Source organism: Peterkaempfera bronchialis (assembly GCF_003258605.2).
GTDB classification, from domain to species: domain Bacteria; phylum Actinomycetota; class Actinomycetes; order Streptomycetales; family Streptomycetaceae; genus Peterkaempfera; species Peterkaempfera bronchialis.
The window spans coordinates 688,810-713,099 of sequence record NZ_CP031264.1; the positions used below are offsets into that span (position 1 = coordinate 688,810).

Consider the following 24,290-nt stretch of genomic DNA (forward strand, 5'->3'; position numbering starts at 1 on the left):
TCCCTCACGGGTCGGACATCCGTCCGGAACCGCTTGACGGCTACCGGCTCCGCGCGGCGGCCAGGGCTCGGGCGACACCCGGCTCGGCCGGTCCCAGGAACCGGGGGTCCGGCCGCACCACGGCCTCCAGCGCCGCCTTGCCGGCTGCGGCGATCTCCCGGATCCCGCCGTAGTACCAGGTGGCGTCATGGGGTCCGGGCACACCCACGCCGTAGGAGTCGATCCCGGCCGCCCGGCAGAGGGCGACCGCCCGCCGGATGTGGAAGTCCTGGCTGACCAGGACGGCCCGGTCGACGCCGAAGATCCGGTGGGCCCGGGTGCAGGAGTCCCAGGTGTCGAAGCCGGCGTAGTCCAGCACGATCCGCACCTCCGGCACCCCCTGGCGGCGCAGGTAGTCGCGCATCGCGGTCGGCTCGTCGTAGTCGGTGCGGCTGTTGTCGCCGGTCACCAGGATGGCCTGCACCTTGCCCGCGCGGTACAGCCGCACGGCGGTGGCGAGCCGCTGCGCCAGGTACTCCGAGGGCTGCCCGCCGAGCAGACCCGCGCCGAAGACCACCGCGACCGGCTCGGCCGGGGCCGTGGCCACGCTGCGGAGCCGGTCCCCGGTGCCGAGCCAGAGCCAGCCGGCGGGGGCGAGCGCGGCGACGCTGAGCAGCACCACCGCCTGGAAGGCCCGGCGGCGGCCCCGCCGGGTGGCCGGCAGGCGCCGCCGCACCCACCGGGCGGCGGCCCTGGGCAGCGCCCGAAGCCGTCCGGTACCCGCCGCCCTCATCCGGGGCCTCCCTCCGCGCACCGCTTCCCCCTGCCCCTCGCCCGCGTGATCTCCCCGTATGGGTGCGGACGTGCGCGAAGGCCCGGACGGTTCCCCGTCCGGGCCTTCGCGCACGTCAGCACGTCATCGTGGGCTGCGGGCTCAGACGGCCCGGTTGCGGCGGCGGGCCAGCTCGTCGGCGGGGTCCTGGGCGACCACGGTCTCCCCGGTGTCGGTACGCTCCGCGTGCAGCTTGCTCAGCGAACCCTCCAGCTCCCGCCAGACCGCGCCCACGGCGATACCGAAGACGCCCTGGCCCCCCTGGAGCAGGTCGACCACCTCATGCGGCGAGGTGCACTCGTAGACGGTCGCGCCATCGCTCATCAGCGTGATCCCGGTGAGGTCGGCGACGCCCCGGGAGCGCAGATGGGTGACGGCCACTCGGATGTTCTGCAGGGAGACCCCGGCGTCCAGCAGCCGCTTGACGATCTTGAGCACCAGGATGTCGCGGAAGCTGTAGAGCCGCTGGCTGCCCGAGCCCTGGGCGGGGCGCACACTCGGCTCGACCAGCCCGGTGCGGGCCCAGTAGTCGAGCTGCCGATAGGTGATCCCGGCCGCCGAGCAGGCCGTCGGGCCACGGAAGCCGACCAGGCCCGAGGTGGGCTCCGGGTGCATGGATCGCGGCTCGGACGGCGGCGGGGGCACCTCCGACACCCGCGCCTCCCAGGCGTGCCGTACCGGGCGGCGGTCACCCCGCGCCGGATGGATCGGGCAGGAGCCACCTGCGGCTGTACTGTCGCCGGTGCTGCTCACGCCGACCTCCGTCCACTCGTCCCCCGGGGCCGTCGGACACCGGGCACACTCTCGACGGTAGGCAGTCGCCAGGGGCGCGTCAACGATCGCCACGCTGGGCATGCCGGGGGAAGTCAACCTCGGGAGTGGTTTCGCGTGCCCTTAGTGTGGGTATGAGTGAACCTTTTGGCAAAATGATCACCGAAGATCGGTTCGAGCGCCGGTGCGCCGTCACTGGCTCCCGGTGCTCCCGAAGTCCTCCGGCGAGATCTGGTCGAGGAACTCGCGGAACTTCTCGACCTCGTCCTCCTGCTCGTCCGGAATGGCGATACCGGCCTCGTCGAGCACACCGTCACTGCCGTAGATCGGCGTGCCGGTGCGCAGCGCCAGCGCTATCGCGTCGGACGGCCGGGCGCTCACCTCCACGCCGCTCGCGAAGACCAGCTCGGCGTAGAAGACGCCCTCCCGCAGGTCGGTGATCCTCACCTCGGTGAGCTGCTGCCCCACCGCCTCCAGGACATCGCGGAAGAGGTCGTGGGTCAGCGGCCGGAGAGGAGTCATCCCCTGCTGCGCGAAGGCAATCGCGGTGGCCTCCCCAGGTCCGATCCAGATGGGGAGGTACCGGTCGCCCCCTACTTCCCGCAGCAGGACGATCGGCTGGTTGGAGGGCATCTCGACCCGGACACCCACGACGTCGAGCTCGTTCACAAGAGCAACCCTATGGCCCCCGCCCCGGATATGAAAGCGCAGCCCGGACTCACCGCCCGGCGTGCCGGAGCGTAGGCGGCGGGCGCCGTCACGGCGACAGCGCCCGCAACCCGGCCTGCACCAGGGCCGCGTGCAGCCGCACCGCCAGCGTCGCCAGCTCCCGCGCGGTGGCCTCGGCATGGGCGCGGGTCTGCGGGTTGCGGTGCCGCCGCAGCGGCGCGACCACCTGCTCGACCAGCCCCACCTCACGCTCGGCGGCGGCCCGGACCGCCCTCAGATGGCGGGGCTCCAGACCGAACCTGCCCAACTCGGCCACCAGCCGGGCGATCTGGAGCATCTCGCTGTCATAGCCGCCGTCCGACCCCGCGCTGACCAGCCCATAGGACTCCCACTCGCGCAGCTCGGCCTCCTCCGCCTCCGCCGCGGCCAGCAGCTCCGCCCGGCCCAGCCGGACGCCGCCCGGGCCGACACCGGGGCCCAGCTCGCGCTCGGCCTCCTCCACCGGCCCGGGCCGCTGGTCGGGGCCGGGCAGCGCCGGAGGCGCCTCACCCCGGTCCATGGCGTCCAGGTGGTCCCGGATCACCCGCAGCGGCAGATAGTGGTCCCGCTGCATGCGCAGCACATAGCCCAGCCGCTCCACATCGGCGGGGTTGAACTTCCGGTACCCCGAAGGCGTCCGCGACGGCTCGACCAGCCCCTCCGCCTCCAGGAAGCGGATCTTGGAGATGGTCACTTCGGGGAAGTCGTCACGGAGCAGCGCCAGCACAGCGCCGATGCTCATCAGCTGGTCCCGGACCGTGGACCGCGCCGGAACGCGGTCCACGGGGGGCAGGGCCTGGGCCACCACCTTCGCCACAGCGGGCGGGCGGCGGGCAGCGGTGTCGCCCCGTACGACTGGCTCACTGGGCACGACTGGGTCTGCTCCTCCCGGTAGGTCTGGTTCAGAACCCCCGGTGGCCGGCGAAGAACACCAGCCGGTACTTGCCGATCTGCACCTCGTCGCCGTTGGACAGCGTCCACTCGTCGATCCGCTCGCGGTTGACATAGGTGCCGTTGAGGCTGCCCACGTCGGCCACCGTGAAGCCGGTCGGCGTACGGCGGAACTCCACATGGCGCCGGGAGACGGTGACATCGTCCAGGAAGATGTCGCTCTCCGGGTGGCGCCCGGCGGTGGTCAGGTCGGAGTCCAGCAGGAAGCGGCTGCCCGAGTTGGGACCGCGACGGACGATCAGCAGCGCCGACCCGGCGGGCAGCGCGTCGATCGCGGCCAGCACCTCCGGCGACAGCGCCGGCTGGGTGCCGGTGCCGGTGGCGTCCGGGTCGTAGGACTCCAGACCGGAGATGGAGATCGTCGAGGTGGTCTCGGCGGGCCGCTCCGCCGCCAGGCCGCCGCGCAGCGGCGCTCCGCAGTTGGAGCAGAACCGGGCCGCCTCCGGGTTGTGGTTCCCGCACCGGGTGCACACCGTCGCAGCCATGGCGTTCGCAGCCTCCTGGCGCGGGCCGCCCTGCTGGGCGGCGGACGCGTAGGGGTCGGGGGCAAACCCTCCACCAGAGGTTGAGGGTCCTGCGTCGAAACCTATGCGCGGCCCGCCCGAAGGGTCAACCGACGCGCCGTGTGCACCGGTACGGCCACCCGGCTCGCCGCCGGGCTGCCCATCGGCCTGGTCGCGGAAGAGCGGACGGTCGCCGGACGGGGCGGCGAACTCGTCGCCCTGCGGGGCACCGCGCATGCCCGGCACACCACCGGGCTCCTCACCGGCGCGGCGGTGCCGCGCCGTCGGCGCCTCGGCGGCGCCACGGCGGGAGTTGCGACCGAACAGCTTCGAGAACAGACTCACGGGCGAATCCCCTTGCATGAGACAGACCCGCCCGCGGGGCGAGGTGGAGTGGTCGTGGGACAGTCTGGCGGAGGCGCCGGCAGCAGGTGGCACCGGGGGCGTTCGAGGCCATCGGTCATGGCTGCGCCGGCCGAGCGTACTCAGGCGTCTTCGGCTGGATCAAGGCGTCCACGGTGAGCTTCTCCTCCTCGGCGATGCTGGCCGTGGCCTGCTGCTTCTCCAGGGTACGCACCACGCCGCCGGGGATGTTGAGGGCCGGCTGCAGATCCTGAGGATTCCCGATCACGGTGAAGACGTAGGGCTGCGACACGCTCTTTCCGTCGATCTGCACGCCGCCCGAGGAAGGGTCGGTGAAGTAGGTGTCCGCCACCACGCGCACGTTGTTGATCTGAATCGCCTCCGCCCCCGCTGCTCGCAGTTCCTGCAGCGTATCGAGCAGCATATCCGCCTTGACGCCGCCTCCGGGGTCCCTGATCGTCAGCGTGATCCCGGGCCCGGTCGCGGTGACCGTTCCCGCCAGGACGCCGAGCTCGGCCTCCTTGCGGCGGGTCTGCGCCTGCGCCTCCTTGGCCTGGTTGGAACTGGTCTCCAGCTGCGCCAGGGACTGCTCCAGCTGGTGCTTCTCCTGCTGGAGCCGCTGCTGGCGGCCGTCGAGCTCGTCCAGGATGCGCACCAGGTCCTCCTGGCGGGCGCCGCGCAGCTGGCTCTGGTCATTGGTGCTGCTGACCTGGATGGCGAGGCCCAGCCCGAGTGCGAAGAGCAGCACGGCGACCACCAGCTGGGCCCGCGACACGCGGGGCGGCCAGGCGGCGGCCAGCAGTCGGCGGCGGCCGTCCGGCGGCGCACCGCCGGTGTCCGGCCGGTCGGCGTCGCCGTCGGGCCCGTCCGACTCCGGCTGCCCCGGCTGCTCCGGCTGCCCCGGCTGCTCCGATTCCTCCGGGCCGGTCGTCCCCGCCTCGGGCCCGCCCGCCGCCGGGGGCTGCTCCGGCGCCGACGGCTGCTCGCGGCGGTCCCCCTGCTCTGGCGGTCCGAACGCGCCCGGCTGCTCCGGGGGCGCCCCGTCGGCGGCGTCCCCGCGCCTCGGCTCGCTCTCGTCCTGACTCACCCGTGCTCCCGCCCGGCCGCGCTGTTCCCTGTCGCTGCGTTCATCGTGTCGCTCGGTCGTCCGTACCGTTGCCCGGCCCTCACGCACGGAGGACATGGCGGCGGATGGCCGCGGCATTGGAGAAGATCCGGATGCCGAGCACCACCACCACGCCGGTCGACAGCTGGGAGCCGACACCGAGCTGGTCGCCGAGGAAGACGATCAGGGCCGCGACGACCACATTGGAGAGGAACGATACGACGAACACCTTGTCATCGAAGATCCCGTCCAGCATCGCCCGCAGACCGCCGAAGACGGCGTCCAGTGCCGCCACCACGGCGATCGGCAGATAGGGCACGACGGCGTCGGGCACCTCGGGCTGGACCACGAGCCCCAGCACGACGCCGATCACGAGCCCCAGTACGGCAATCACGGTGTTGCTCCTCCTGTCCCTGCTCCGACTGTCCCTGCGTCGGCCGTCCCTGCGCCGGCCGTCCCTGCTCCGACCGGCGAGGCATAGCGCAGGGTCACCCCGGTCGCGGCCGGCACCTCGACCTTCCCCTGCACCGAGATGCTCGCCCGGATCCCGTAGTTGTCCTGGAGCAGCTTGAGGTAGCGGCCTCCCACACTGTCCCGGAAGGCCGTGCTGAACTGCTTGCCGTTTCCGATCGCCAGCACGGTGTACGGCGGCACCAGCGGTCTGTTGTCGACGAGTATGGCGTCACCGGCGGCCCGGATCGCCGAGAGTGCGGTGAGCCGCTGGCCGTTGATGGAGATCGCCTCCGCGTCCGCGACCCAGAGGCCGTTGACGATCAGCTGGAGGTCCCGGTCGCGGACCCGGCCGCTGTCCCCGAAGCCGCTGGAGTCCCGCGGGTTGGTACCGCCCCCGCCGCCGGTCGCCTCGGCCGCGTCGTCCACCACCAGCTTCACCCCCGGTCCGGACGCGGCCACGGTCCCGGCCTCCACCCCCAACTGCTGCAACCGCTGGTCCTCCCCCGTCGACCGCAGCGCCTGGCGCTGCGCGGTGTCCACCCGGGTCCGCAACTGCTCGATGTCACGCTGGAGGCGGTCGGCGGAGGAGTTGGCACCGTTGATCCGATCTATCAGCTCCTGCCGCTCCCTGGCCAGCGTCGACGCGGCCTTGTGGGACTGGACCCCGCCCACCGTGATCACCACCCCCGCCAGCGCCAGGCCGACCACCAGCACCAGGCGGCCCCGTGCGGCGGACGGCATCCGGCTGGTCCCGTACTCCCCCCGGCGACGCGCCGCCTCGGCATACCCGTCGTCCAGGGTGTTGTCCATGACATTGGTCAGCAGCGACATGGAGGCGTCCGGGCGCGCGTACCGCGCGTCGGGCTCTCGGGTCGTCCGCTTCTCCGGCATGCGGGACATCGTCGCATGTCGACAGGGGTCGGCTCGCACAACCCCCGCCACAGGCACCCGAATCGGAGACCCGATCGTGACAAAGCCGCCGATACGCGGGGGCGAACACCGGGCGGCGGGCGAGCGGCGGCGCGGCAACGCCGGTGACAGGCGTTGCCGCGCCGCCGCTCTGGCTTACCTCCCGGCACCCTCCACCACGCCGGCCCATTCGTCCAGCAGGGCCTGGGTCGCGGCCTCGTCCGGCCCCTCGGCCCAGAGGTGGGTGACGGCCTCGGCGGGGTCGGGCAGCACCATGGTCCAGCGCCCGTCCGGCTCCACCACCCGCACTCCGTCCGTGGTGTCCACCTGGCGGTCGCCCGCCGCCTCGACCACCGAGCGCATCACCATGCCCTTGGCCGACCACGGTGTGGCCAGATCCCGACGGTGCACATGCGCCGTGGGGATGCGCGCATCGATCTGACTGAGCGTCAACTGAGTACGGGCCACCAGGCCCATCAGCCGCACAAAGGCGGCGGGACCGTCGAAGACCCCGCTGAACTCCGGCACCACGAAGCCGCCCCGGCCGTCACCGCCGAAGACGGTGCCCTCGGCCGCCGACGCCCGGGTGAGGTCATCGGGCGAGGTCGTCGTCCAGAGCACCTGCGTGCCGTGGTAGGCCGCCACCTGCTCGGCGATCCTGGTGGTGGTGACGGGCAGCGCCACCCGGCCGCTGCGCCGCTCGGCCGCGACCAGGTCCAGCAGGACCAGCAGCGCCCGGTCGTCCTCGATGATCCGGCCCCGCTCGTCCACGAAGGAGATGCGCTCCCCCACCGGGTCGAAGCGGACCCCGAACGCCGCCCGCGAGGAGGCCACCAGCTCGCCGAGCCGCACCAGCCCGATCCGCCGCTCCTCGGCGGTCTCCGTTGGATGCGTCTCATCCAGGCCACCGTTGACCGTCAGCGCCTCGACCCCGAGCCGGCCCAGCAGGCTGGGCAGCACCAGGGAGGCACTGCCGTGCGCCGTGTCCACGACCACCTTGAGTCCGGATTCGGCCACTCCGCTGATGTCCACGGCCTTGAGCAGCGTCCCCGCGTAGGAGTCGAAGACCCGGGAGGAGGAGGTGAGGTCGCCGATCTCGCCCGGGAACGCCCGCCGGTACTCCTGCCGCGCGTACACCCGGTCCAGCTTGCGCTGGCCGGCCTGCGACAGATCGGCGCCCCGCTCGTCGAAGAAGAGGATGTCCACCGAGTCCGGCACCCCCGGCGTGGTCCGGAGCATGATGCCGCCGGCGCTGCCGCGCGCCGTCTGCTGGCGTGCCACCGGCATCGGCACATTCTCCAGGTCGCGCACATCGATGGCACTGGTCTGGAGGGCGGAGATCATCGCCCGCTTGAGCGCCCGGGCACCACGGGAGTGGTCACGTGCGATGGTGACCGTGGCGCCCTTCTTCAGGGTGGTGGCATAGGCCCCGGCCAGCCGCACGGCCAGCTCCGGGGTGATCTCCACATTGAGGATGCCGGAGACGCCACGCGCCCCGAAGAGGTGCTCCTGGCCGCGCGACTCCCAGATGACCGAGGTGTTGACGAAGGCGCCGGCCTCGATCGTCTTGAACGGGTAGACCCGGACGTTGCCGGCGATGATCGACTCCTCCTCGATGAGGCACTCGTCGCCGATCACCGCCCCGTCGTCGATCCGGGCGGCCCGCATCACATCGGTGTTCTTGCCGATCACACAGCCGCGCAGATTGCTCTGCGGACCGATGTAGACGTTGTCGTGCACCACCGCCTTGTGCAGAAAGGCGCCGCGCTTCACCACGACATTGCTGCCGAGCACCGTGTGCTCCCGCAGCTCTACCCCGGCCTCCACCTTGGCGTAGTCGCCGATGTACAGCGGCCCGCGCAGCACCGCCTCGCGGTCGACCTCCGCGCCCTCAGCCACCCAGACCCCGGGCGAGATCTCGAAGCCGTCGATGTCGACGTCCACCTTGCCCTCAAGGACGTCCGCCTGGGCCTTCACATAGCTCTCATGGGTGCCGACGTCCTCCCAGTAGCCCTCGGCGATGTAGCCGTAGATCGGCTTGCCCTCCTTGAGCAACTGCGGGAAGACATCGCTGGACCAGTCGACGGACTCATCGGCCGCGACATAGTCGAAGACCTCGGGCTCCATCACATAGATACCGGTGTTCACGGTGTCCGAGAACACCTGCCCCCAGGTGGGCTTCTCCAGGAACCGCTCGACCTTGCCCTCGTCATCCACGATGGTGATGCCGAACTCCAGCGGGTTCGGGACCCGGGTCAGGCAGACCGTGACCAGTGCGCCCTTCTCCCGGTGGAAGCGGATGAGGTCGGTCAGGTCGAAGTCGGTGAGGGCGTCCCCCGAGATGACCAGAAAGGAGTCGTCCTTGAGGGCGTCCTCCGCGTTCTTGACACTGCCCGCGGTCCCGAGTGGCACCTCCTCGTTGGCGTAGGTCAGGCTCATGCCCAGTTCCTCGCCATCACCGAAGAAGTTCTTGACCAGGGACGCGAGGAACTGCACGGTGACCACGGTCTCGTTGAGACCGTGCCGCTTGAGCAGCCTCAGGACGTGCTCCATAATCGGCCGGTTCACCACCGGCAGAAGCGGCTTGGGCATGCTCGAAGTCATCGGGCGCAGGCGCGTGCCCTCGCCTCCGGCCATCACGACGGCCTTCATGTCGGGTGCGTCCTCCTTCAAGGGCTGTGGACGTCAGCAGTCCGGTTGCTCCGCGCTCCCCCTGCTGGGCAACATCAGCCCCATCCGACGCAACGGATCAACCGGTCGCGGTGTCCGCCTTCAGGATCCGGCGGACCTGCACCGCGTACAGAATCCCTGCCCACCAATAGAGGGTTGTACCCCACCAGGCGAACGCCCATCCGAAGATTGATGCCGCATTGCCGAGCCAGTCGTGCCGATCACTCAGAAGGAGTAGCGGGAATGCATACATCAGGTTGAACGTGGCTGCCTTGCCGAGGAAGTTCACCTGCAACGGTCCGTAGCCGTTCCGACGCAGGACGAGAAGCATCACGCCCATGAACAGCTCGCGCAGCAGCAGAATCGCCGTGAGCCACCACGGAATGATCTCCCGCCAGGTCAGACCCAGCAGCGTGGACAGCACATACAGCCGGTCGGCCGCAGGGTCCAGGATCTGGCCCAGCCGGCTGATCTGCCCCCACTTCCGGGCGAGCTTCCCGTCCAGGTAGTCGCTGATCCCGCTCAGCAGCAGGATCAGCAGCGCCCACCCGTCGCAGTTGGGCCCGCCGAACTTCGGCCAGAGGATCAACCACAGGAACACGGGCACGCCGACCAGGCGAGCCATGCTCAGCAGATTGGGGATGGTGAGGACGCGGTCGGTCTGGACGCGCGTCTCCTGAACCTCCACCCGGGGGCCTCCTGTCCGGGGTACCGACGATGCAGGCCGACTTTACCCGGCCTTGAGAGCCGCCCCGCGCCGCCCCCCTCCGGCGGGCTGGTATGCGGTCTGGTATACAGGCATGCGAAAGGGCCCCGTAGCCTTCCGGCTACGGGGCCCTCCCGTCAAAGATTGTTCGGCGGCGTCCTACTCTCCCACAGGGTCCCCCCTGCAGTACCATCGGCGCTGTAAGGCTTAGCTTCCGGGTTCGGAATGTAACCGGGCGTTTCCCTCACGCTATGACCACCGAAACACTATGAAGTTGACCCACCGGCAACCGGCACAGGTCATTGCTTCAGAACAACACAGTGGACGCGGAGCAACTATGGACAAGCCCTCGGCCTATTAGTACCGGTCAGCTCCACCCCTCACGAGGCTTCCACACCCGGCCTATCAACCCAGTCGTCTACTGGGAGCCTTACCCACTCAAGGTGGTGGGAGCCCTCATCTCGAAGCAGGCTTCCCGCTTAGATGCTTTCAGCGGTTATCCCTCCCGAACGTAGCCAACCAGCCATGCCCTTGGCAGAACAACTGGCACACCAGAGGTCCGTCCGTCCCGGTCCTCTCGTACTAGGGACAGCCCTTCTCAAGACTCCTACGCGCACAGCGGATAGGGACCGAACTGTCTCACGACGTTCTAAACCCAGCTCGCGTACCGCTTTAATGGGCGAACAGCCCAACCCTTGGGACCTACTCCAGCCCCAGGATGCGACGAGCCGACATCGAGGTGCCAAACCATCCCGTCGATATGGACTCTTGGGGAAGATCAGCCTGTTATCCCCGGGGTACCTTTTATCCGTTGAGCGACGGCGCTTCCACAAGCCACCGCCGGATCACTAGTCCCTGCTTTCGCACCTGCTCGACCCGTCGGTCTCACAGTCAAGCTCCCTTGTGCACTTACACTCAACACCTGATTGCCAACCAGGCTGAGGGAACCTTTGGGCGCCTCCGTTACCCTTTAGGAGGCAACCGCCCCAGTTAAACTACCCACCAGACACTGTCCCTGATCCGGATCACGGACCCAGGTTAGACATCCAGCACGACCAGAGTGGTATTTCAACGATGACTCCACCATGACTGGCGTCACAGCTTCACAGTCTCCCACCTATCCTACACAAGCCGAACCGAACACCAATATCAAGCTATAGTAAAGGTCCCGGGGTCTTTCCGTCCTGCTGCGCGAAACGAGCATCTTTACTCGTAATGCAATTTCACCGGGCCCGTGGTTGAGACAGTCGAGAAGTCGTTACGCCATTCGTGCAGGTCGGAACTTACCCGACAAGGAATTTCGCTACCTTAGGATGGTTATAGTTACCACCGCCGTTTACTGGCGCTTAAGTTCTCAGCTTCGCCACGACGAATCATGACTAACCGGTCCCCTTAACGTTCCAGCACCGGGCAGGCGTCAGTCCGTATACATCGCCTTACGGCTTCGCACGGACCTGTGTTTTTAGTAAACAGTCGCTTCTCGCTGGTCTCTGCGGCCACCACCAGCTCAGAGTGCAAGACCCATCACCAGCAATGGCCCCCCTTCTCCCGAAGTTACGGGGGCATTTTGCCGAGTTCCTTAACCACGGTTCACCCGAACGCCTCGGTATTCTCTACCTGACCACCTGAGTCGGTTTGGGGTACGGGCCGCCACAGAACTCGCTAGAGGCTTTTCTCGACAGCATAGGATCATCCACTTCACCACAATCGGCTCGGCATCAGGTCTCAGACTATATGCAGGGCGGATTTGCCTACCCCACGTCCTACACCCTTACCCCGGGACAACCACCGCCCGGGCTGGACTACCTTCCTGCGTCACCCCATCGCTCACCTACTACCCTGTTGGACCGGCGGCTCCACCACTCCCCCTCGACCCGAAGGTCTCAAGGGCGGCTTCACGGCCTTAGCATTCAGAGGTTCAGCGTTGACGCTCTACAGCGGGTACGGGAATATCAACCCGTTGTCCATCGACTACGCCTGTCGGCCTCGCCTTAGGTCCCGACTTACCCTGGGCAGATCAGCTTGACCCAGGAACCCTTGGTCAATCGGCGCAAGAGTTTCCCACTCTTGTATCGCTACTCATGCCTGCATTCTCACTCGTATACCGTCCACGACTGGCTCCCGCCGCCGCTTCACCCGGCACACGACGCTCCCCTACCCACCCACACACCCGTTAAGGCTATTGTGTGAGTGACACGGCTTCGGCGGTGTACTTGAGCCCCGCTACATTGTCGGCGCGGAATCACTTGACCAGTGAGCTATTACGCACTCTTTCAAGGGTGGCTGCTTCTAAGCCAACCTCCTGGTTGTCTCTGCGACTCCACATCCTTTCCCACTTAGCACACGCTTAGGGGCCTTAGCCGGTGTTCTGGGCTGTTTCCCTCTCGACCACGGAGCTTATCCCCCGCAGTCTCACTGCCGCGCTCTCACTTACCGGCATTCGGAGTTTGGCTAAGGTCAGTAACCCGGTGAGGCCCATCGCCTATCCAGTGCTCTACCTCCGGCAAGAAACACACGACGCTGCACCTAAATGCATTTCGGGGAGAACCAGCTATCACGGAGTTTGATTGGCCTTTCACCCCTAACCACAGGTCATCCCCCAGGTTTTCAACCCTGGTGGGTTCGGGCCTCCACACGGTCTTACCCGCGCTTCACCCTGCCCATGGCTAGATCACTCCGCTTCGGGTCTTGGGCATGCGACTACGTATTTAAATTAAACACAGCGCCCTATTCGGACTCGCTTTCGCTACGGCTACCCCACACGGGTTAACCTCGCCACACACCGCAAACTCGCAGGCTCATTCTTCAAAAGGCACGCAGTCACGGCCAGCAGGCAAGCCCACTGACGACGCTCCCACGGCTTGTAGGCACACGGTTTCAGGTACTATTTCACTCCGCTCCCGCGGTACTTTTCACCATTCCCTCACGGTACTATCCGCTATCGGTCACCAGGGAATATTTAGGCTTAGCGGGTGGTCCCGCCAGATTCACACGGGATTTCTCGGGCCCCGTGCTACTTGGGAAACGCACAAGCAAGCCGCACAGATTTCGTCTACGGGGGTCTTACCCTCTACGCCGGGCCTTTCGCATGCCCTTCGACTACCTGTACGGTTTCTGACTCGCCCAGCCGCCGGCAGACGACTGAAGTACGCTCCCACAACCCCGCACGCGCAACCCCTGCCGGGTATCACACACATACGGTTTAGCCTCATCCGGTTTCGCTCGCCACTACTCCCGGAATCACGGTTGTTTTCTCTTCCTGCGGGTACTGAGATGTTTCACTTCCCCGCGTTCCCTCCACACTGCCTATGTGTTCAGCAGCGGGTGACAGCCCATGACGACTGCCGGGTTTCCCCATTCGGACACCCCCGGATCAAAGCTCGGTTGACAGCTCCCCGGGGCCTATCGCGGCCTCCCACGTCCTTCATCGGTTCCTGGTGCCAAGGCATCCACCGTGCGCCCTTAAAAACTTGGCCACAGATGCTCGCGTCCACTGTGCAGTTCTCAAACAACGACCAGCCACCCACCCAGAACAAGCATGGGACCGGCACAACCAGAGGAAACAACCAACCGTTCCCTCAGGACCCAACAGCGCGCCCGACACCACCCAGAACCCCGACCGTTCCACACACCCCCGAAGAGACGCAGTACTGAGAAGAAGCTTCCAGACAGTGCCGAATAGTCAACGTTCCACCCATGAGCAACCGCTCCGAGACACTCGCTCGAAGCCGGCCAATGCTCCTTAGAAAGGAGGTGATCCAGCCGCACCTTCCGGTACGGCTACCTTGTTACGACTTCGTCCCAATCGCTGGTCCCACCTTCGACGGCTCCCTCCCAGAGGGTTGGGCCACCGGCTTCGGGTGTTACCGACTTTCGTGACGTGACGGGCGGTGTGTACAAGGCCCGGGAACGTATTCACCGCAGCATGCTGATCTGCGATTACTAGCGACTCCGACTTCATGGGGTCGAGTTGCAGACCCCAATCCGAACTGAGGCCGGCTTTTTGGGATTCGCTCCACCTCGCGGTATCGCAGCCCATTGTACCGACCATTGTAGCACGTGTGCAGCCCAAGACATAAGGGGCATGATGATTTGACGTCGTCCCCACCTTCCTCCGAGTTGACCCCGGCAGTCTCCTGTGAGTCCCCGACATTACTCGCTGGCAACACAGAACAAGGGTTGCGCTCGTTGCGGGACTTAACCCAACATCTCACGACACGAGCTGACGACAACCATGCACCACCTGTACACCGACCACAAGGGGGCGCCTGTCTCCAGACGTTTCCGGTGTATGTCAAGCCTTGGTAAGGTTCTTCGCGTTGCGTCGAATTAAGCCACATGCTCCGCCGCTTGTGCGGGCCCCCGTCAATTCCTTTGAGTTTTAGCCTTGCGGCCGTACTCCCCAGGCGGGGAACTTAATGCGTTAGCTGCGGCACGGACGACGTGGAATGTCGCCCACACCTAGTTCCCAACGTTTACGGCGTGGACTACCAGGGTATCTAATCCTGTTCGCTCCCCACGCTTTCGCTCCTCAGCGTCAGTATCGGCCCAGAGATCCGCCTTCGCCACCGGTGTTCCTCCTGATATCTGCGCATTTCACCGCTACACCAGGAATTCCGATCTCCCCTACCGAACTCTAGCCTGCCCGTATCGAATGCAGACCCGGGGTTAAGCCCCGGGCTTTCACATCCGACGCGACAGGCCGCCTACGAGCTCTTTACGCCCAATAATTCCGGACAACGCTCGCACCCTACGTATTACCGCGGCTGCTGGCACGTAGTTAGCCGGTGCTTCTTCTGCAGGTACCGTCACTTGCGCTTCTTCCCTGCTGAAAGAGGTTTACAACCCGAAGGCCGTCATCCCTCACGCGGCGTCGCTGCATCAGGCTTTCGCCCATTGTGCAATATTCCCCACTGCTGCCTCCCGTAGGAGTCTGGGCCGTGTCTCAGTCCCAGTGTGGCCGGTCGCCCTCTCAGGCCGGCTACCCGTCGTCGCCTTGGTAGGCCATCACCCCACCAACAAGCTGATAGGCCGCGGGCTCATCCTGCACCGCCGGAGCTTTCCACGCACACCCCATGCGGAGGTACGTCGTATCCGGTATTAGCACCGGTTTCCCGGTGTTGTCCAGAGTGCAGGGCAGATTGCCCACGTGTTACTCACCCGTTCGCCACTGATCCACCCCGAAGGGCTTCACCGTTCGACTTGCATGTGTTAAGCACGCCGCCAGCGTTCGTCCTGAGCCAGGATCAAACTCTCCGTGAATGTCTCATTCGCGGAAGAGCGGCACGGCATCCGGCGGAATAAGCCGGACCCGCGCACAGCGTCCTCGCTGTACTTCATTCAAAGGAACCCAAAGGGGTTCAAATATCTGGCGTTGACTTTTGGCACGCTGTTGAGTTCTCAAGGAACGGACGCTTCCATCGAAACCCCTTCAGGTTTCTCCGGACGCTTCCCTTCTTCGTGTTCCAGCCTATCAGATCCGCTTGGTGCTACCGCTTTTCCGATTCCCCGCTGAAAGGGGGCCGCTTTCGGCGACAACCACCACCTTAGCGGTTCCGGCGCCCTTTGCCGAATCGGCCCTGACGGGCTGTCAGATCGGCACTGCGCGCACGGCACCCCGATCCTTTGCTGATCGCTCAGGTTCTTTGGGTGGGGATGGCTGCCGGGAGGCTACGGATCCATGCAGATCCGGCGACTCTCCGTCGGCGGAATGACGACCGTACCCCCTCCCCTCGGCAGAGGCAAATCGGGGCCGGAGGCCTTCGACCGATCGGGGTGTGCGGGCTGCGCCAAATGGAGGGGGCGGGGTGCACGCAGAGGTATCGATGCTGGTCATCAGGATGCCGTAGAGTGCGTCCACGCCGCAGAGGACTAGACCACTCGGGGGCGAGATCGCGGCGGATGTCAGGGTTGTCATGATTTAGGCTGATCTCCAGGGCCGGCCGCCGCAGGCGGGCGCTTGCTGTACTCCGCACCTGGGAGGCTCCACCATGACCACCGTGACCTCGCCACTCGCAGGGCGTGCCATCGGGCTCGCGGCTGTGCCCGATCCCGTGTTCGCCGGTTCCATGGTCGGTCCGGGGACGGCGATCGACCCCATTCGGGAGCCGGGTGCGGTGGTGGCTCCGGTGGACGGGCTGGTGGTCTCCATGCATGCGCACGCGTTCGTGATCATGGATGACGAAGGACATGGCATCCTCACCCACCTCGGTATCGACACCGTGCAGCTCAACGGTGAGGGTTTCGAGCTGCTGGTGAGCAAGGGCGACACGGTCACCAGGGGGCAGCCGGTCATCCGCTGGGATCCGGCGGCGGTGGAGGCGGCGGGCAAGTCGCCGATCTGCCCGGTGGTGGCGCTGGAGGCCACGGCCGGGCAGCTGGGCGGCGTCGCGGAGTCGGGCTTTGTCGCCAGTGGCGGCACCCTGTTCACCTGGGACTGAGAGCGCGGCCGCGCCGACGGCCGCGCGGGTCGAAGCGGAGACAGGTGGAATGGAAGAGACGCTGCGGGGCGCGGGTGTCAGTCACGGGGTGGCGATCGGTCCGGTGCGGCACATGCGTACGGCGGTGCTCGAACCTCCTGCGGCGCGGATCGCGGCCGACCAGGCGCCTCGTGAACAGGCGCGGGCCCAGCAGGCGGTGGAGGCGGTCGCGGCCGATCTCCGGGCCCGTGGCAACCTGGCCGGCGGTGAGGCGCAGGCGGTCCTGGAGGCCCAGGCACTGATGGCGCTGGACCCGGAGCTGATGGCCGATGTGCGGCGTCGGACCGCCGTGGGCAGCAGCGCGGCGCGTGCCGTGTACGACGCGTTCGCCGCCTATCGGGCGCTGCTGGCGACGGCCGGCGACTACCTGGCCGGACGGGTCGCCGATCTGGACGATGTACGCAACCGGACCGTGGCCCGGCTGATGGGCGTTCCCATGCCGGGGGTACCGGACAGCGACGAGCCGTATGTGCTGGTGGCCCGGGATCTGGCGCCGGCCGACACGGCGCTGCTCGATCCGTCGCTGGTGCTGGGTTTCGTCACCGAGGAGGGCGGGCCGACCAGCCACAGCGCGATCCTGGCGCGGGCCATGGGGGTGCCCGCCGTGGTGGCGCTGCCGGGCGCGACCGCGCTGGCGAAGGGTGCGGTGGTCGCGGTCGACGGGAGTACCGGGGAGGTGCTGGTGGCGCCGTCCCCGGAGCGACAGGCCGAGCTGCGGCGGGTGGCGGAGGAGCGCCGGGCCGCGCTGGCGGCGTCCTCGGGACCGGGTCGGACCTCGGACGGGCACCGGGTCCCGCTGCTCGCCAACATCGGCGGTCCGGCCGAGGTCGCTGCGGCGGTGGCGGCCGGGGCGGAGGGGGTGGGGCTGTTCCGTACCGAGTTCCTGTTCCTGGACGGTTCGGCGCAGGCGCCGTCGGAGGAGCGGCAGGTGGAGGCGTACCGGGCGGTGCTGGAGGCGTTCCCGGAGGGGCGGGTGGTGGTCCGCGTGCTGGACGCGGGGGCCGACAAGCCGCTGGGCTTCCTGACCCCGGCGGACGACGAGCCCAACCCGGCGCTCGGGGTGCGGGGGCTGCGTGCGCTGCTGCACCACCCGGAGGTGCTGCTGACGCAGTTGCGCGCGCTGGCCAAGGCGGCGGACGGGCTGCCGGTGCACCTTGAGGTGATGGCTCCGATGGTGGCGGACCGGGTCGATGCGCGGGCGTTCGCGGACGCCTGTCGGGCGGCGGGTCTGCCGGGCGCGGTCGGCGCGATGGTGGAGATCCCGTCGGCGGCGCTGCGGGCGCGGTCGATCCTTCAGGAGGTCGGGTTCCTGTCGCTGGGGACCAATGACCTGGCGCAGTACACCTTCGCGGCCGACCGGCAGGTCGGGGCGGTGGCCCGGTTCCAGGACCCATGGCAGCCGGTGCTGCTGGACCTGATGGCGGGCGCCGCAGAGGCGGCTCGGGCGGCGGGGCAGGGCTGCGGGGTGTGCGGGGAGGCTGCGGCCGATCCGGTGCTGGCGTGCGTGCTGACAGGGCTCGGGGTGACCTCGCTGTCGATGGGTGCGGCGGCCATCCCCCGGGTGCGGGCGACGCTGGCGAAGTACACGCTGGCCCAGTGCGAGCGGGCGGCCGCTGCCGCGCGGGCGGTGGACACGGCGGAGGAGGCGCGGGCCGCCGCCCATCAGGTGCTGTCGGGCGAGTGAGCCGCCCGCCGGGTGCGGGGTGGTGCGGGGTAGGCCCCCGGCGGGCGGTGTGAGGGCGTGCGGGTGTGTCAGGGCCGGTCGGCGGCGCGCTCGTGGGCGAGCCGTTCGAAGAAGCGCAGGGTGTCGGGGTTGTCGACGGAGCCGGGGTTGACCGCCTGGTGGAGGGCGGCGCCGGAGAGCAGCCGTTTGACCGGGACCTCGATGCGCTTGCCGGTGAGGGTGTGGGGGAGGCCGGGAACAGCGATGACCTCGTCGGGGACATGGCGCGGGGAGAGCTGCTCGCGCAGTGCCGTACGGATGCGGGCGCGCAGTGCGTCGTCCAGTCGGGCGCCCTCGGCGAGGACCACGAAGAGCGGCATCCAGTAGCCGCCATCCGGCTCCTCCAGGCCGATGACCAGGGACTCGCGGATCTCGGGAAGGCGCTCCACGACCTCGTAGATGTCGGCGGACCCCATTCGGACGCCCTGGCGGTTGAGGGTGGAGTCGGAGCGGCCGTGGATGACGACGGTGCCCCGGGAGGTGAGGGTGATCCAGTCGCCGTGGCGCCAGACGCCGGGGAAGGTGTCGAAGTAGCTCTCGCGGTAGCGGGTGCCGTCCGGGTCGTTCCAGAAGCCGGTGGGCATCGAGGGCAGCGGGCGGGTGACGACGAGTTCGCCGACCTGGTCGATGACCGGGTGGCCGCCCGCGTCCCACGCCTGGACGTCGGCGCCGAGGCAGGGGGCCTGGATCTCGCCGAGGTGGACGGGGAGGGTGGGCACGCCGCCGACGAAGCAGCTGCAGACGTCGGTGCCGCCGCTGACGGAGGCGAGCCAGACGTCCTGCTTGACCTCGTCGTAGATCCAGCGGAAGCCGTCCGGGGGCAGCGGCGAGCCGGTGGTGCCGATGCAGCGGACGGCGGAGAGGTCCAGGTCGCGGCCCGGGTGCAGGTCCGCCTTGCGGCAGGCGATGACATAGGCGGCGGAGGTGCCGAGGACGGTGGCGCCGGTGCGGGCGGCGACGCTCCACAGGGCATCGGTGCCGGGGTGGCCGGGGCTGCCGTCGTACGTGACGATCGTGGAGCCGGTGAGCAGGCCGGCGACCAGGAAGTTCCACATCATCCAGCCGGTGGAGGTGTACCAGAGGAAGCGGTCACCGGGGCCGAGGTCGAGGTGGAGGCCGGCCTGCTTGAGGTGCTCCACCAGGATGCCGCCCTGGCTCTGCACGATCGCCTTGGGCAGGCCGGTGGTGCCGGAGGAGTACAGCACCCAGAGAGGGTGGTCGAAGGGCAGTTGCTCGAAGACCGGCTCGCCGTCCGAGGCGGTGAGGTCGTCCCAGTGCAGGGCGCCGTCGGGGGTGGAGGTGCCGAGGACGGGGACATGGACGACGGCGCGCAGGCCGGGCAGCTCGCGGCGGAGTTCGGCGACGACCTCGGTGCGGTCGTGCTCCTTGCCGCCGTAGCGGTAGCCGTCGACGGCGAAGAGGACGACGGGCTCGATCTGCTGGAACCGGTCGAGCACGCTGCGGGCGCCGAAGTCGGGGGCGCAGGAGGTCCAGACGGCGCCGACGGCGGCGGAGGCCAGCAGTGCGACGACGGCCTGCGGGATGTTGGGCAGGTATGCGCTGACGCGGTCGCCGGGGCGTACGCCGAGGCGGCGCAGCTCGGCGGCGAGGGAGCCGACCTGGCGGCGCAGCTCGGCCCAGCTGAGGGGCTGCGGCTCGGCGGTGGTCTCGTCGAGGTGGAGGACGGCCGGCCGGTCGGCGTGGGCGGGGTCCTCGGCGTGGCGCAGGGCGTGCTCGGCGTAGTTGAGGCGGGCGCCGGGGAACCAGCGGGCGCCGGGCATGGCCGGGTCGGCGAGTACGGCTTCGGGCGGGGTGCTGAAGCGTACGTCGAACCACTGGGTGACGGCGGTCCAGAAGCGGGCCGGGTCCGCCACGGACCAGGCGTGCAGGGCGGCGTAGCGGGTGGCGGCCTCGGTGTCGTCGGCGGTGGGCGCCAGGGGGGCGGCGGGGGCGCCGTGGTGGCGGGCGGCCCACTGCTGGAAGGCGACGATCCGGGTGGCGGCGGCACGTGCGGGGGCGGGGCGCCAGAGGGGCGCGGTTGCCGTGTCGTCCTGCGGCGTTGTGGTCACGGTGGTGTCTCCCGGCCGGAGGGTGGGGCGGGGTGGCGTGCTTGTGGCTGCGGCCCGCCCGGACGGTACTGACAGCCAGACCTTGCCATGTGAGCGGGGCGTGCGCCAGGGGGGTCTGCGGCGAGGGGCGAGGTCGGGGGTGGGCGGGGAAGGCGAGGTCGGCGGGGGGGCGGAGTGGTGGGGTGGGCGCCTGCGGGCCGCGGAGGAGTGGGCAGGGGAGGCGGGGGCGGCGGGAGCCCCGATGCGGGGGCGGAGTGGTGGGGTGGGCTCCTGCGGGACGGCGGAGGGGTGGGCAGGGGAGGCGGGAGCGGCGGGGGCTGAGGTGAGGAGGGCGGTGAATCGCGTGCGGGGCGGTGGGGACAGGGGAGGCGGGGGCGGCGGGAGCCCTGATGCGGGGGGCACGGTGGTAGCCCGCTGCGGGCAGCGAGGGTGTGGGCGCGGAAGGCAGGGCCGACGGGGCGCGGTAGTGCGGGGCAGGGCGGCGGGTGGTGGGGTGGGCGCCTGCGGGCGGCGAGGGGGTGGGCGGGGAAGGCGAGGTCGGCGGGGGGCGGAGTGGTGGGGTGGGCGCCTGCGGGCCGCGGAGGAGTGGGCAGGGAAGGCGAGGTCGGCGGGGGCTGAGGTGAGGAGGGCGATGGATCGCGTGCGGGCGGCGGGGGCAGGGGAGGCAGGGCTCGCGGGGGGTGGTTGGAGCGGGTGCGGGTGGGCGGCGTGGACGAGGGGAGGCGGAATGCGGGTGGGCGGGGAGAGGTGGGGGTGGGTCAGGGGGTGGTGGGGTAGCCGCCGGTGAACCAGGTGTGGGCGGCGAGGGTGTGGAGGGGGAAGGCGAGGTCGGTGGGGGCGGTGAGGAGGTGGTGGCCGTCGGTCTCGTCGGTGGGGGTGGACGGGGGCAGGTCGGCGAGGTCGAGTGGCGGCAGCAGGCCGAAGAGGAGCAGGTAGCTGCCGACGGTGTCGGTGTGGGCGTCGGCGAGGCGGACCCGGGCGGGGTCGGCGTGGATGCCGGTCTCCTCGGCGAGTTCGCGGGTGACGGCCTGCTGCCAGGTCTCGCCGTGGTCGATGAAGCCGCCGGGGAGGGCGAGCAGTCCCCGGCCGGGTTCGATGGTGCGGCGGACAGCGGTGAGGGCGGTGGCGCCGTCGGCGGTGCGGACGGGCAGCAGTGCGACGGCGACGGGGAGCGGGTTGCGGTAGGCGAGGGCGCCGCAGCCGGGGCAGCGGCGGGGCCAGGTGGCGGTGCCGGGGGTGTAGGGGGTGCCGCACCGGGTGCAGTGGGAGCCCTCGGCGGGGCGCGGGGCCGGGTACTGGTCGGCGGTCATGGGCGGGAGCGTACCCAGCCCTCGGCGCGGGCCTCCCAACGCCGCGAACTCGGGCTGGGCGGGGGCTTTGCGGCCCTGGACTACGGTGAAGCCATGGCCCCCTCCCCGCACCCCGCCGCTCCCGCACTCGCCGACGCGCTGGCCGCCGGTCCGGTGGTGCTGGACGGCGGGCTCTCCAACCAGTTGGAGGCCGCCGGGCATGACCTGTCGGACGCGCTCTGGTCGGCGCGGCTGCTGGAGGACCGGCCGGAGGCGATCACCGAGGCGCATCTCGCGTACTTCACGGCGGGCGCCGATGTGGTGATCACCTCCAGCTACCAGGCGACCTTCGAGGGGTTCGCCCGGCGCGGCATCGGCCGGGCCGCAGCCGCCCGGCTGCTGCGGCGCAGCGTGGAGCTGGGCCGGGAGGCGGTGCGGCGGGCTCGCGAGCAGGGGGCCCGGCGGCCGCTCTGGGTGGCGGCGTCGGTGGGCCCGTACGGGGCGATGCTGGCGGACGGCTCGGAGTACCGGGGCCGGTATGGGCTGACGGTGGCCGAGTTGGAGCGGTTCCACCGGCCGAGGTTGGAGGTGCTGGCCGGGGCGGGCCCGGATGTGCTGGCGCTGGAGACGGTGCCGGACGCGGACGAGGGGCGGGCGCTGCTGCGGGCGGTCCGGGGCCTGGGGGTGCCGGTCTGGTTGTCGTACAGCGTGGCGGGCGGGCGGACCCGGGCCGGGCAGCCGCTGGAGGAGGCGTTCGGCCTTGCGGCGGAGGCCGACGAGGTGGTGGCGGTCGGGGTGAACTGCTGCGCGCCGGAGGACGCGGACGCGGCGGTGGAGGTCGCGGCGCGTACGACGGGGAAGCCGGTGGTGGTGTACCCCAACAGCGGTGAGGCGTGGGATGCCGGTGCGCGGGCCTGGCGGGGGCGGTCGACCTTCGGGCCGGAGCGGGTCGCGGCGTGGACGGGGGCGGGCGCGCGGCTGGTGGGCGGCTGCTGCCGGGTGGGGCCGACGGAGATCGCCCGGCTGGCGTCGGTGCTGGCGCCGGGCGGTGGCGGCCCGCTCCCCCACGCCGCTTTCTGATCCCGGGGTCGCCGCCGGGGTTTGCCGCCCGCCCGCAGGCGGGGACCGACACCCCGTCAGCACTCCTCTCAGCCTTGGCTCCTCCACCACCGAATGAGGCCCGCATGACCACCACCGGCAGCTATATCGCCGCGATCGACCAGGGCACCACATCGAGCCGCTGCATCGTCTTCGGCGCCGACGGCCGCATCGTCTCCGTGGAGCAGCAGGAGCACCGCCAGATCTTCCCGCAGCCCGGCTGGGTCGAGCACGACGGCGCGGAGATCTGGACCCGGGTGCGGTCGGTGATCCGCGGCGCACTGGAGAAGGCCCAGCTGACCAGGGCCGACATCCGCGCCATCGGCATCACCAACCAGCGCGAGACCACCCTGCTCTGGGACCGCCGTACCGGCAAGCCGGTCCACAACGCCCTGGTGTGGCAGGACACCCGCACCGAGGGCCTCTGCCGGGAACTCGGCCGCGAGGTCGGCCAGGACCGCTTCCGCGGTGAGACCGGGCTGCCGCTGGCCGCCTACTTCGCCGGTCCCAAGATCCGCTGGCTGCTGGACAATGTCGCCGGTCTGCGCGAGCGCGCCCAGGCCGGCGACATCCTCTTCGGCACCATGGACACCTGGGTGATCTGGAACCTCACCGGCGGCCCGGACGGCGGCGTCCATGTCACCGATGTCACCAACGCCTCCCGCACCATGCTGATGAACCTTCACACCCTGGAGTGGGACGAGCGGATCGCCGAGTCGATGGGCGTACCGCTCTCGGTGCTTCCCGAGATCCGCTCCTCCGCCGAGGTCTACGGCCATGCGGTGGGCGAACTGGCCGGGGTGCCCGTCGCCTCCGCCCTGGGCGACCAGCAGGCGGCGCTCTTCGGCCAGACCTGCTTCAGCGAGGGCGAGGCCAAGTCCACCTACGGCACCGGCACCTTTCTGCTGCTCAACACCGGCGAACGGGTCGTCGACTCCCACCACGGCCTGCTCACCACCGTCGGCTACCGGATCGGCAAGGGGCGCCCGGTCTACGCCCTGGAGGGCTCCATCGCCGTCACCGGCTCGCTGGTGCAGTGGCTCCGCGACCAGTTGGGCATCATCTCCACCGCCGCCGAGATCGAGACCCTCGCCTCCACCGTCGAGGACAACGGAGGCGCCTACATCGTGCCCGCCTTCTCCGGGCTCTTCGCCCCGTACTGGCGCTCCGACGCACGAGGGGTGATCACCGGGCTGACCCGGTATGTCACCAAGGCCCATCTGGCCCGCGCCGTCCTGGAGGCCACCGCCTGGCAGACCCGCGAGGTCGTCGACGCCATGCGGAAGGACTCCGGGGTGGAGCTCACCGCCCTCAAGGTCGACGGCGGCATGACCTCCGACGACCTGCTGATGCAGATCGTCGCCGACGTCCTCGGGGCCCCCGTGGAGCGGCCCCAGGTCGCCGAGACCACCGCCCTCGGGGCCGCCTATGCGGCCGGGTTGGCCGTCGGCTTCTGGCCCGACCTGGAGACGCTGAGGGCCAACTGGCACCGCGCCGCCGAGTGGACACCGCGCATGGACCAGGCCACCCGCGACCGCGAGTACCGGAACTGGCTCAAGGCCGTCGAGCGGACCATGGGCTGGGTCGAGGACGACCAGCCCGCCCCGCAGAGCTGAGCCCCCGGAGCTGACGCCGCAGGCCCCGCTCCCGAAGAGCCGCACCGCGACCCGAGAGGAGGCACG

16 protein-coding genes and 3 rRNA genes are annotated in these 24,290 nt (G+C 69.5%); 4 read left to right on the forward strand and 15 right to left on the reverse strand.

Annotated features, from left to right (window positions below):
* Window positions 1-40: 40 nt before the first annotated feature.
* The 13 genes from C7M71_RS03100 to C7M71_RS03160 all read right to left on the reverse strand — a co-directional run bounded on the left by C7M71_RS03100 (window position 41) and on the right by C7M71_RS03160 (window position 15,212).
* Window positions 41-772, reverse strand: coding sequence for a SanA/YdcF family protein (locus tag C7M71_RS03100; RefSeq protein ID WP_111494354.1), 732 nt, complete (start codon window positions 770-772; stop codon window positions 41-43).
* 141 nt (window positions 773-913) lie between these two features.
* A complete protein-coding gene (locus C7M71_RS03105) occupies window positions 914-1,564 on the reverse strand; it encodes a MerR family transcriptional regulator (protein ID WP_175607622.1) in 651 nt (216 codons plus the stop codon).
* Between the two features lie 210 nt (window positions 1,565-1,774).
* Window positions 1,775-2,251, reverse strand: coding sequence for a bifunctional nuclease family protein (locus tag C7M71_RS03110; protein ID WP_111494352.1), 477 nt, complete (start codon window positions 2,249-2,251; stop codon window positions 1,775-1,777).
* A gap of 88 nt (window positions 2,252-2,339) precedes the next feature.
* The gene (ftsR, locus tag C7M71_RS03115) at window positions 2,340-3,032 is read right to left on the reverse strand and encodes a transcriptional regulator FtsR (protein WP_111494358.1); all 693 of its coding nucleotides are present in this window, start codon (window positions 3,030-3,032) and stop codon (window positions 2,340-2,342) included.
* 160 nt (window positions 3,033-3,192) lie between these two features.
* On the reverse strand, window positions 3,193-4,089 hold the full coding sequence (locus tag C7M71_RS03120) for an FHA domain-containing protein (protein ID WP_407675852.1): 897 nt from the start codon (window positions 4,087-4,089) through the stop codon (window positions 3,193-3,195).
* Window positions 4,090-4,204: 115 nt separating this feature from the next.
* The gene (locus C7M71_RS03125) at window positions 4,205-5,194 is read right to left on the reverse strand and encodes a DUF881 domain-containing protein (RefSeq protein ID WP_229758503.1); all 990 of its coding nucleotides are present in this window, start codon (window positions 5,192-5,194) and stop codon (window positions 4,205-4,207) included.
* A gap of 79 nt (window positions 5,195-5,273) precedes the next feature.
* Window positions 5,274-5,606 carry a small basic family protein gene (locus tag C7M71_RS03130; RefSeq protein ID WP_111494679.1) on the reverse strand — a complete coding sequence of 111 codons (333 nt, stop codon included), beginning with the start codon at window positions 5,604-5,606 and terminating at the stop codon, window positions 5,274-5,276.
* Window positions 5,603-6,556, reverse strand: a complete 954-nt coding sequence (locus tag C7M71_RS03135; RefSeq protein WP_229758504.1) for a DUF881 domain-containing protein — start codon at window positions 6,554-6,556, stop codon at window positions 5,603-5,605. Before C7M71_RS03135 ends, C7M71_RS03130 begins: the two co-directional genes overlap by 4 nt.
* A 174-nt stretch (window positions 6,557-6,730) precedes the next feature.
* Window positions 6,731-9,226 carry a mannose-1-phosphate guanyltransferase gene (locus C7M71_RS03140; RefSeq protein WP_111494681.1) on the reverse strand — a complete coding sequence of 832 codons (2,496 nt, stop codon included), beginning with the start codon at window positions 9,224-9,226 and terminating at the stop codon, window positions 6,731-6,733.
* Between the two features lie 97 nt (window positions 9,227-9,323).
* A complete protein-coding gene (locus C7M71_RS03145; protein WP_111494683.1) occupies window positions 9,324-9,932 on the reverse strand; it encodes a CDP-alcohol phosphatidyltransferase family protein in 609 nt (202 codons plus the stop codon).
* Window positions 9,933-10,096: 164 nt separating this feature from the next.
* Window positions 10,097-10,213: ribosomal RNA gene (rrf, locus tag C7M71_RS03150) — 5S ribosomal RNA — on the reverse strand.
* Between the two features lie 74 nt (window positions 10,214-10,287).
* A 23S ribosomal RNA gene (locus C7M71_RS03155) occupies window positions 10,288-13,426 on the reverse strand.
* A gap of 270 nt (window positions 13,427-13,696) precedes the next feature.
* Window positions 13,697-15,212, reverse strand: a 16S ribosomal RNA gene (locus tag C7M71_RS03160).
* Together the 16S, 23S and 5S rRNA genes form the textbook arrangement of a ribosomal RNA operon.
* Window positions 15,213-15,940: 728 nt before the next feature.
* Between C7M71_RS03160 and C7M71_RS03170 the strand changes: the two genes are divergently transcribed.
* Together C7M71_RS03170 and ptsP are read left to right on the forward strand one after the other, a co-directional pair.
* The gene (locus tag C7M71_RS03170) at window positions 15,941-16,390 is read left to right on the forward strand and encodes a PTS sugar transporter subunit IIA (protein WP_111494671.1); all 450 of its coding nucleotides are present in this window, start codon (window positions 15,941-15,943) and stop codon (window positions 16,388-16,390) included.
* 49 nt (window positions 16,391-16,439) lie between these two features.
* Window positions 16,440-18,113: a phosphoenolpyruvate--protein phosphotransferase gene (ptsP, locus tag C7M71_RS03175; RefSeq protein ID WP_111494673.1), complete on the forward strand. Its 1,674-nt coding sequence runs from the start codon at window positions 16,440-16,442 to the stop codon at window positions 18,111-18,113.
* A 68-nt stretch (window positions 18,114-18,181) separates the two neighbouring features.
* Here the strand turns inward: ptsP and C7M71_RS03180 are convergent, their stop codons facing one another.
* Entirely contained in the window at window positions 18,182-20,221 is a 2,040-nt protein-coding gene (locus C7M71_RS03180; protein WP_111494675.1) for an acetoacetate--CoA ligase, read from the reverse strand.
* Window positions 20,222-20,979: 758 nt separating this feature from the next.
* Window positions 20,980-21,531: an NUDIX domain-containing protein gene (locus C7M71_RS03185; protein ID WP_111494579.1), complete on the reverse strand. Its 552-nt coding sequence runs from the start codon at window positions 21,529-21,531 to the stop codon at window positions 20,980-20,982.
* 93 nt (window positions 21,532-21,624) lie between these two features.
* Here C7M71_RS03185 and mmuM point away from each other — a divergent pair, with 93 nt between their 5' ends.
* Together mmuM and glpK are read left to right on the forward strand one after the other, a co-directional pair.
* On the forward strand, window positions 21,625-22,590 hold the full coding sequence (gene mmuM, locus C7M71_RS03190) for a homocysteine S-methyltransferase (protein ID WP_111494581.1): 966 nt from the start codon (window positions 21,625-21,627) through the stop codon (window positions 22,588-22,590).
* A gap of 104 nt (window positions 22,591-22,694) precedes the next feature.
* Window positions 22,695-24,224: a glycerol kinase GlpK gene (gene glpK, locus C7M71_RS03195; protein WP_111494577.1), complete on the forward strand. Its 1,530-nt coding sequence runs from the start codon at window positions 22,695-22,697 to the stop codon at window positions 24,222-24,224.
* Window positions 24,225-24,290: the final 66 nt, after the last annotated feature.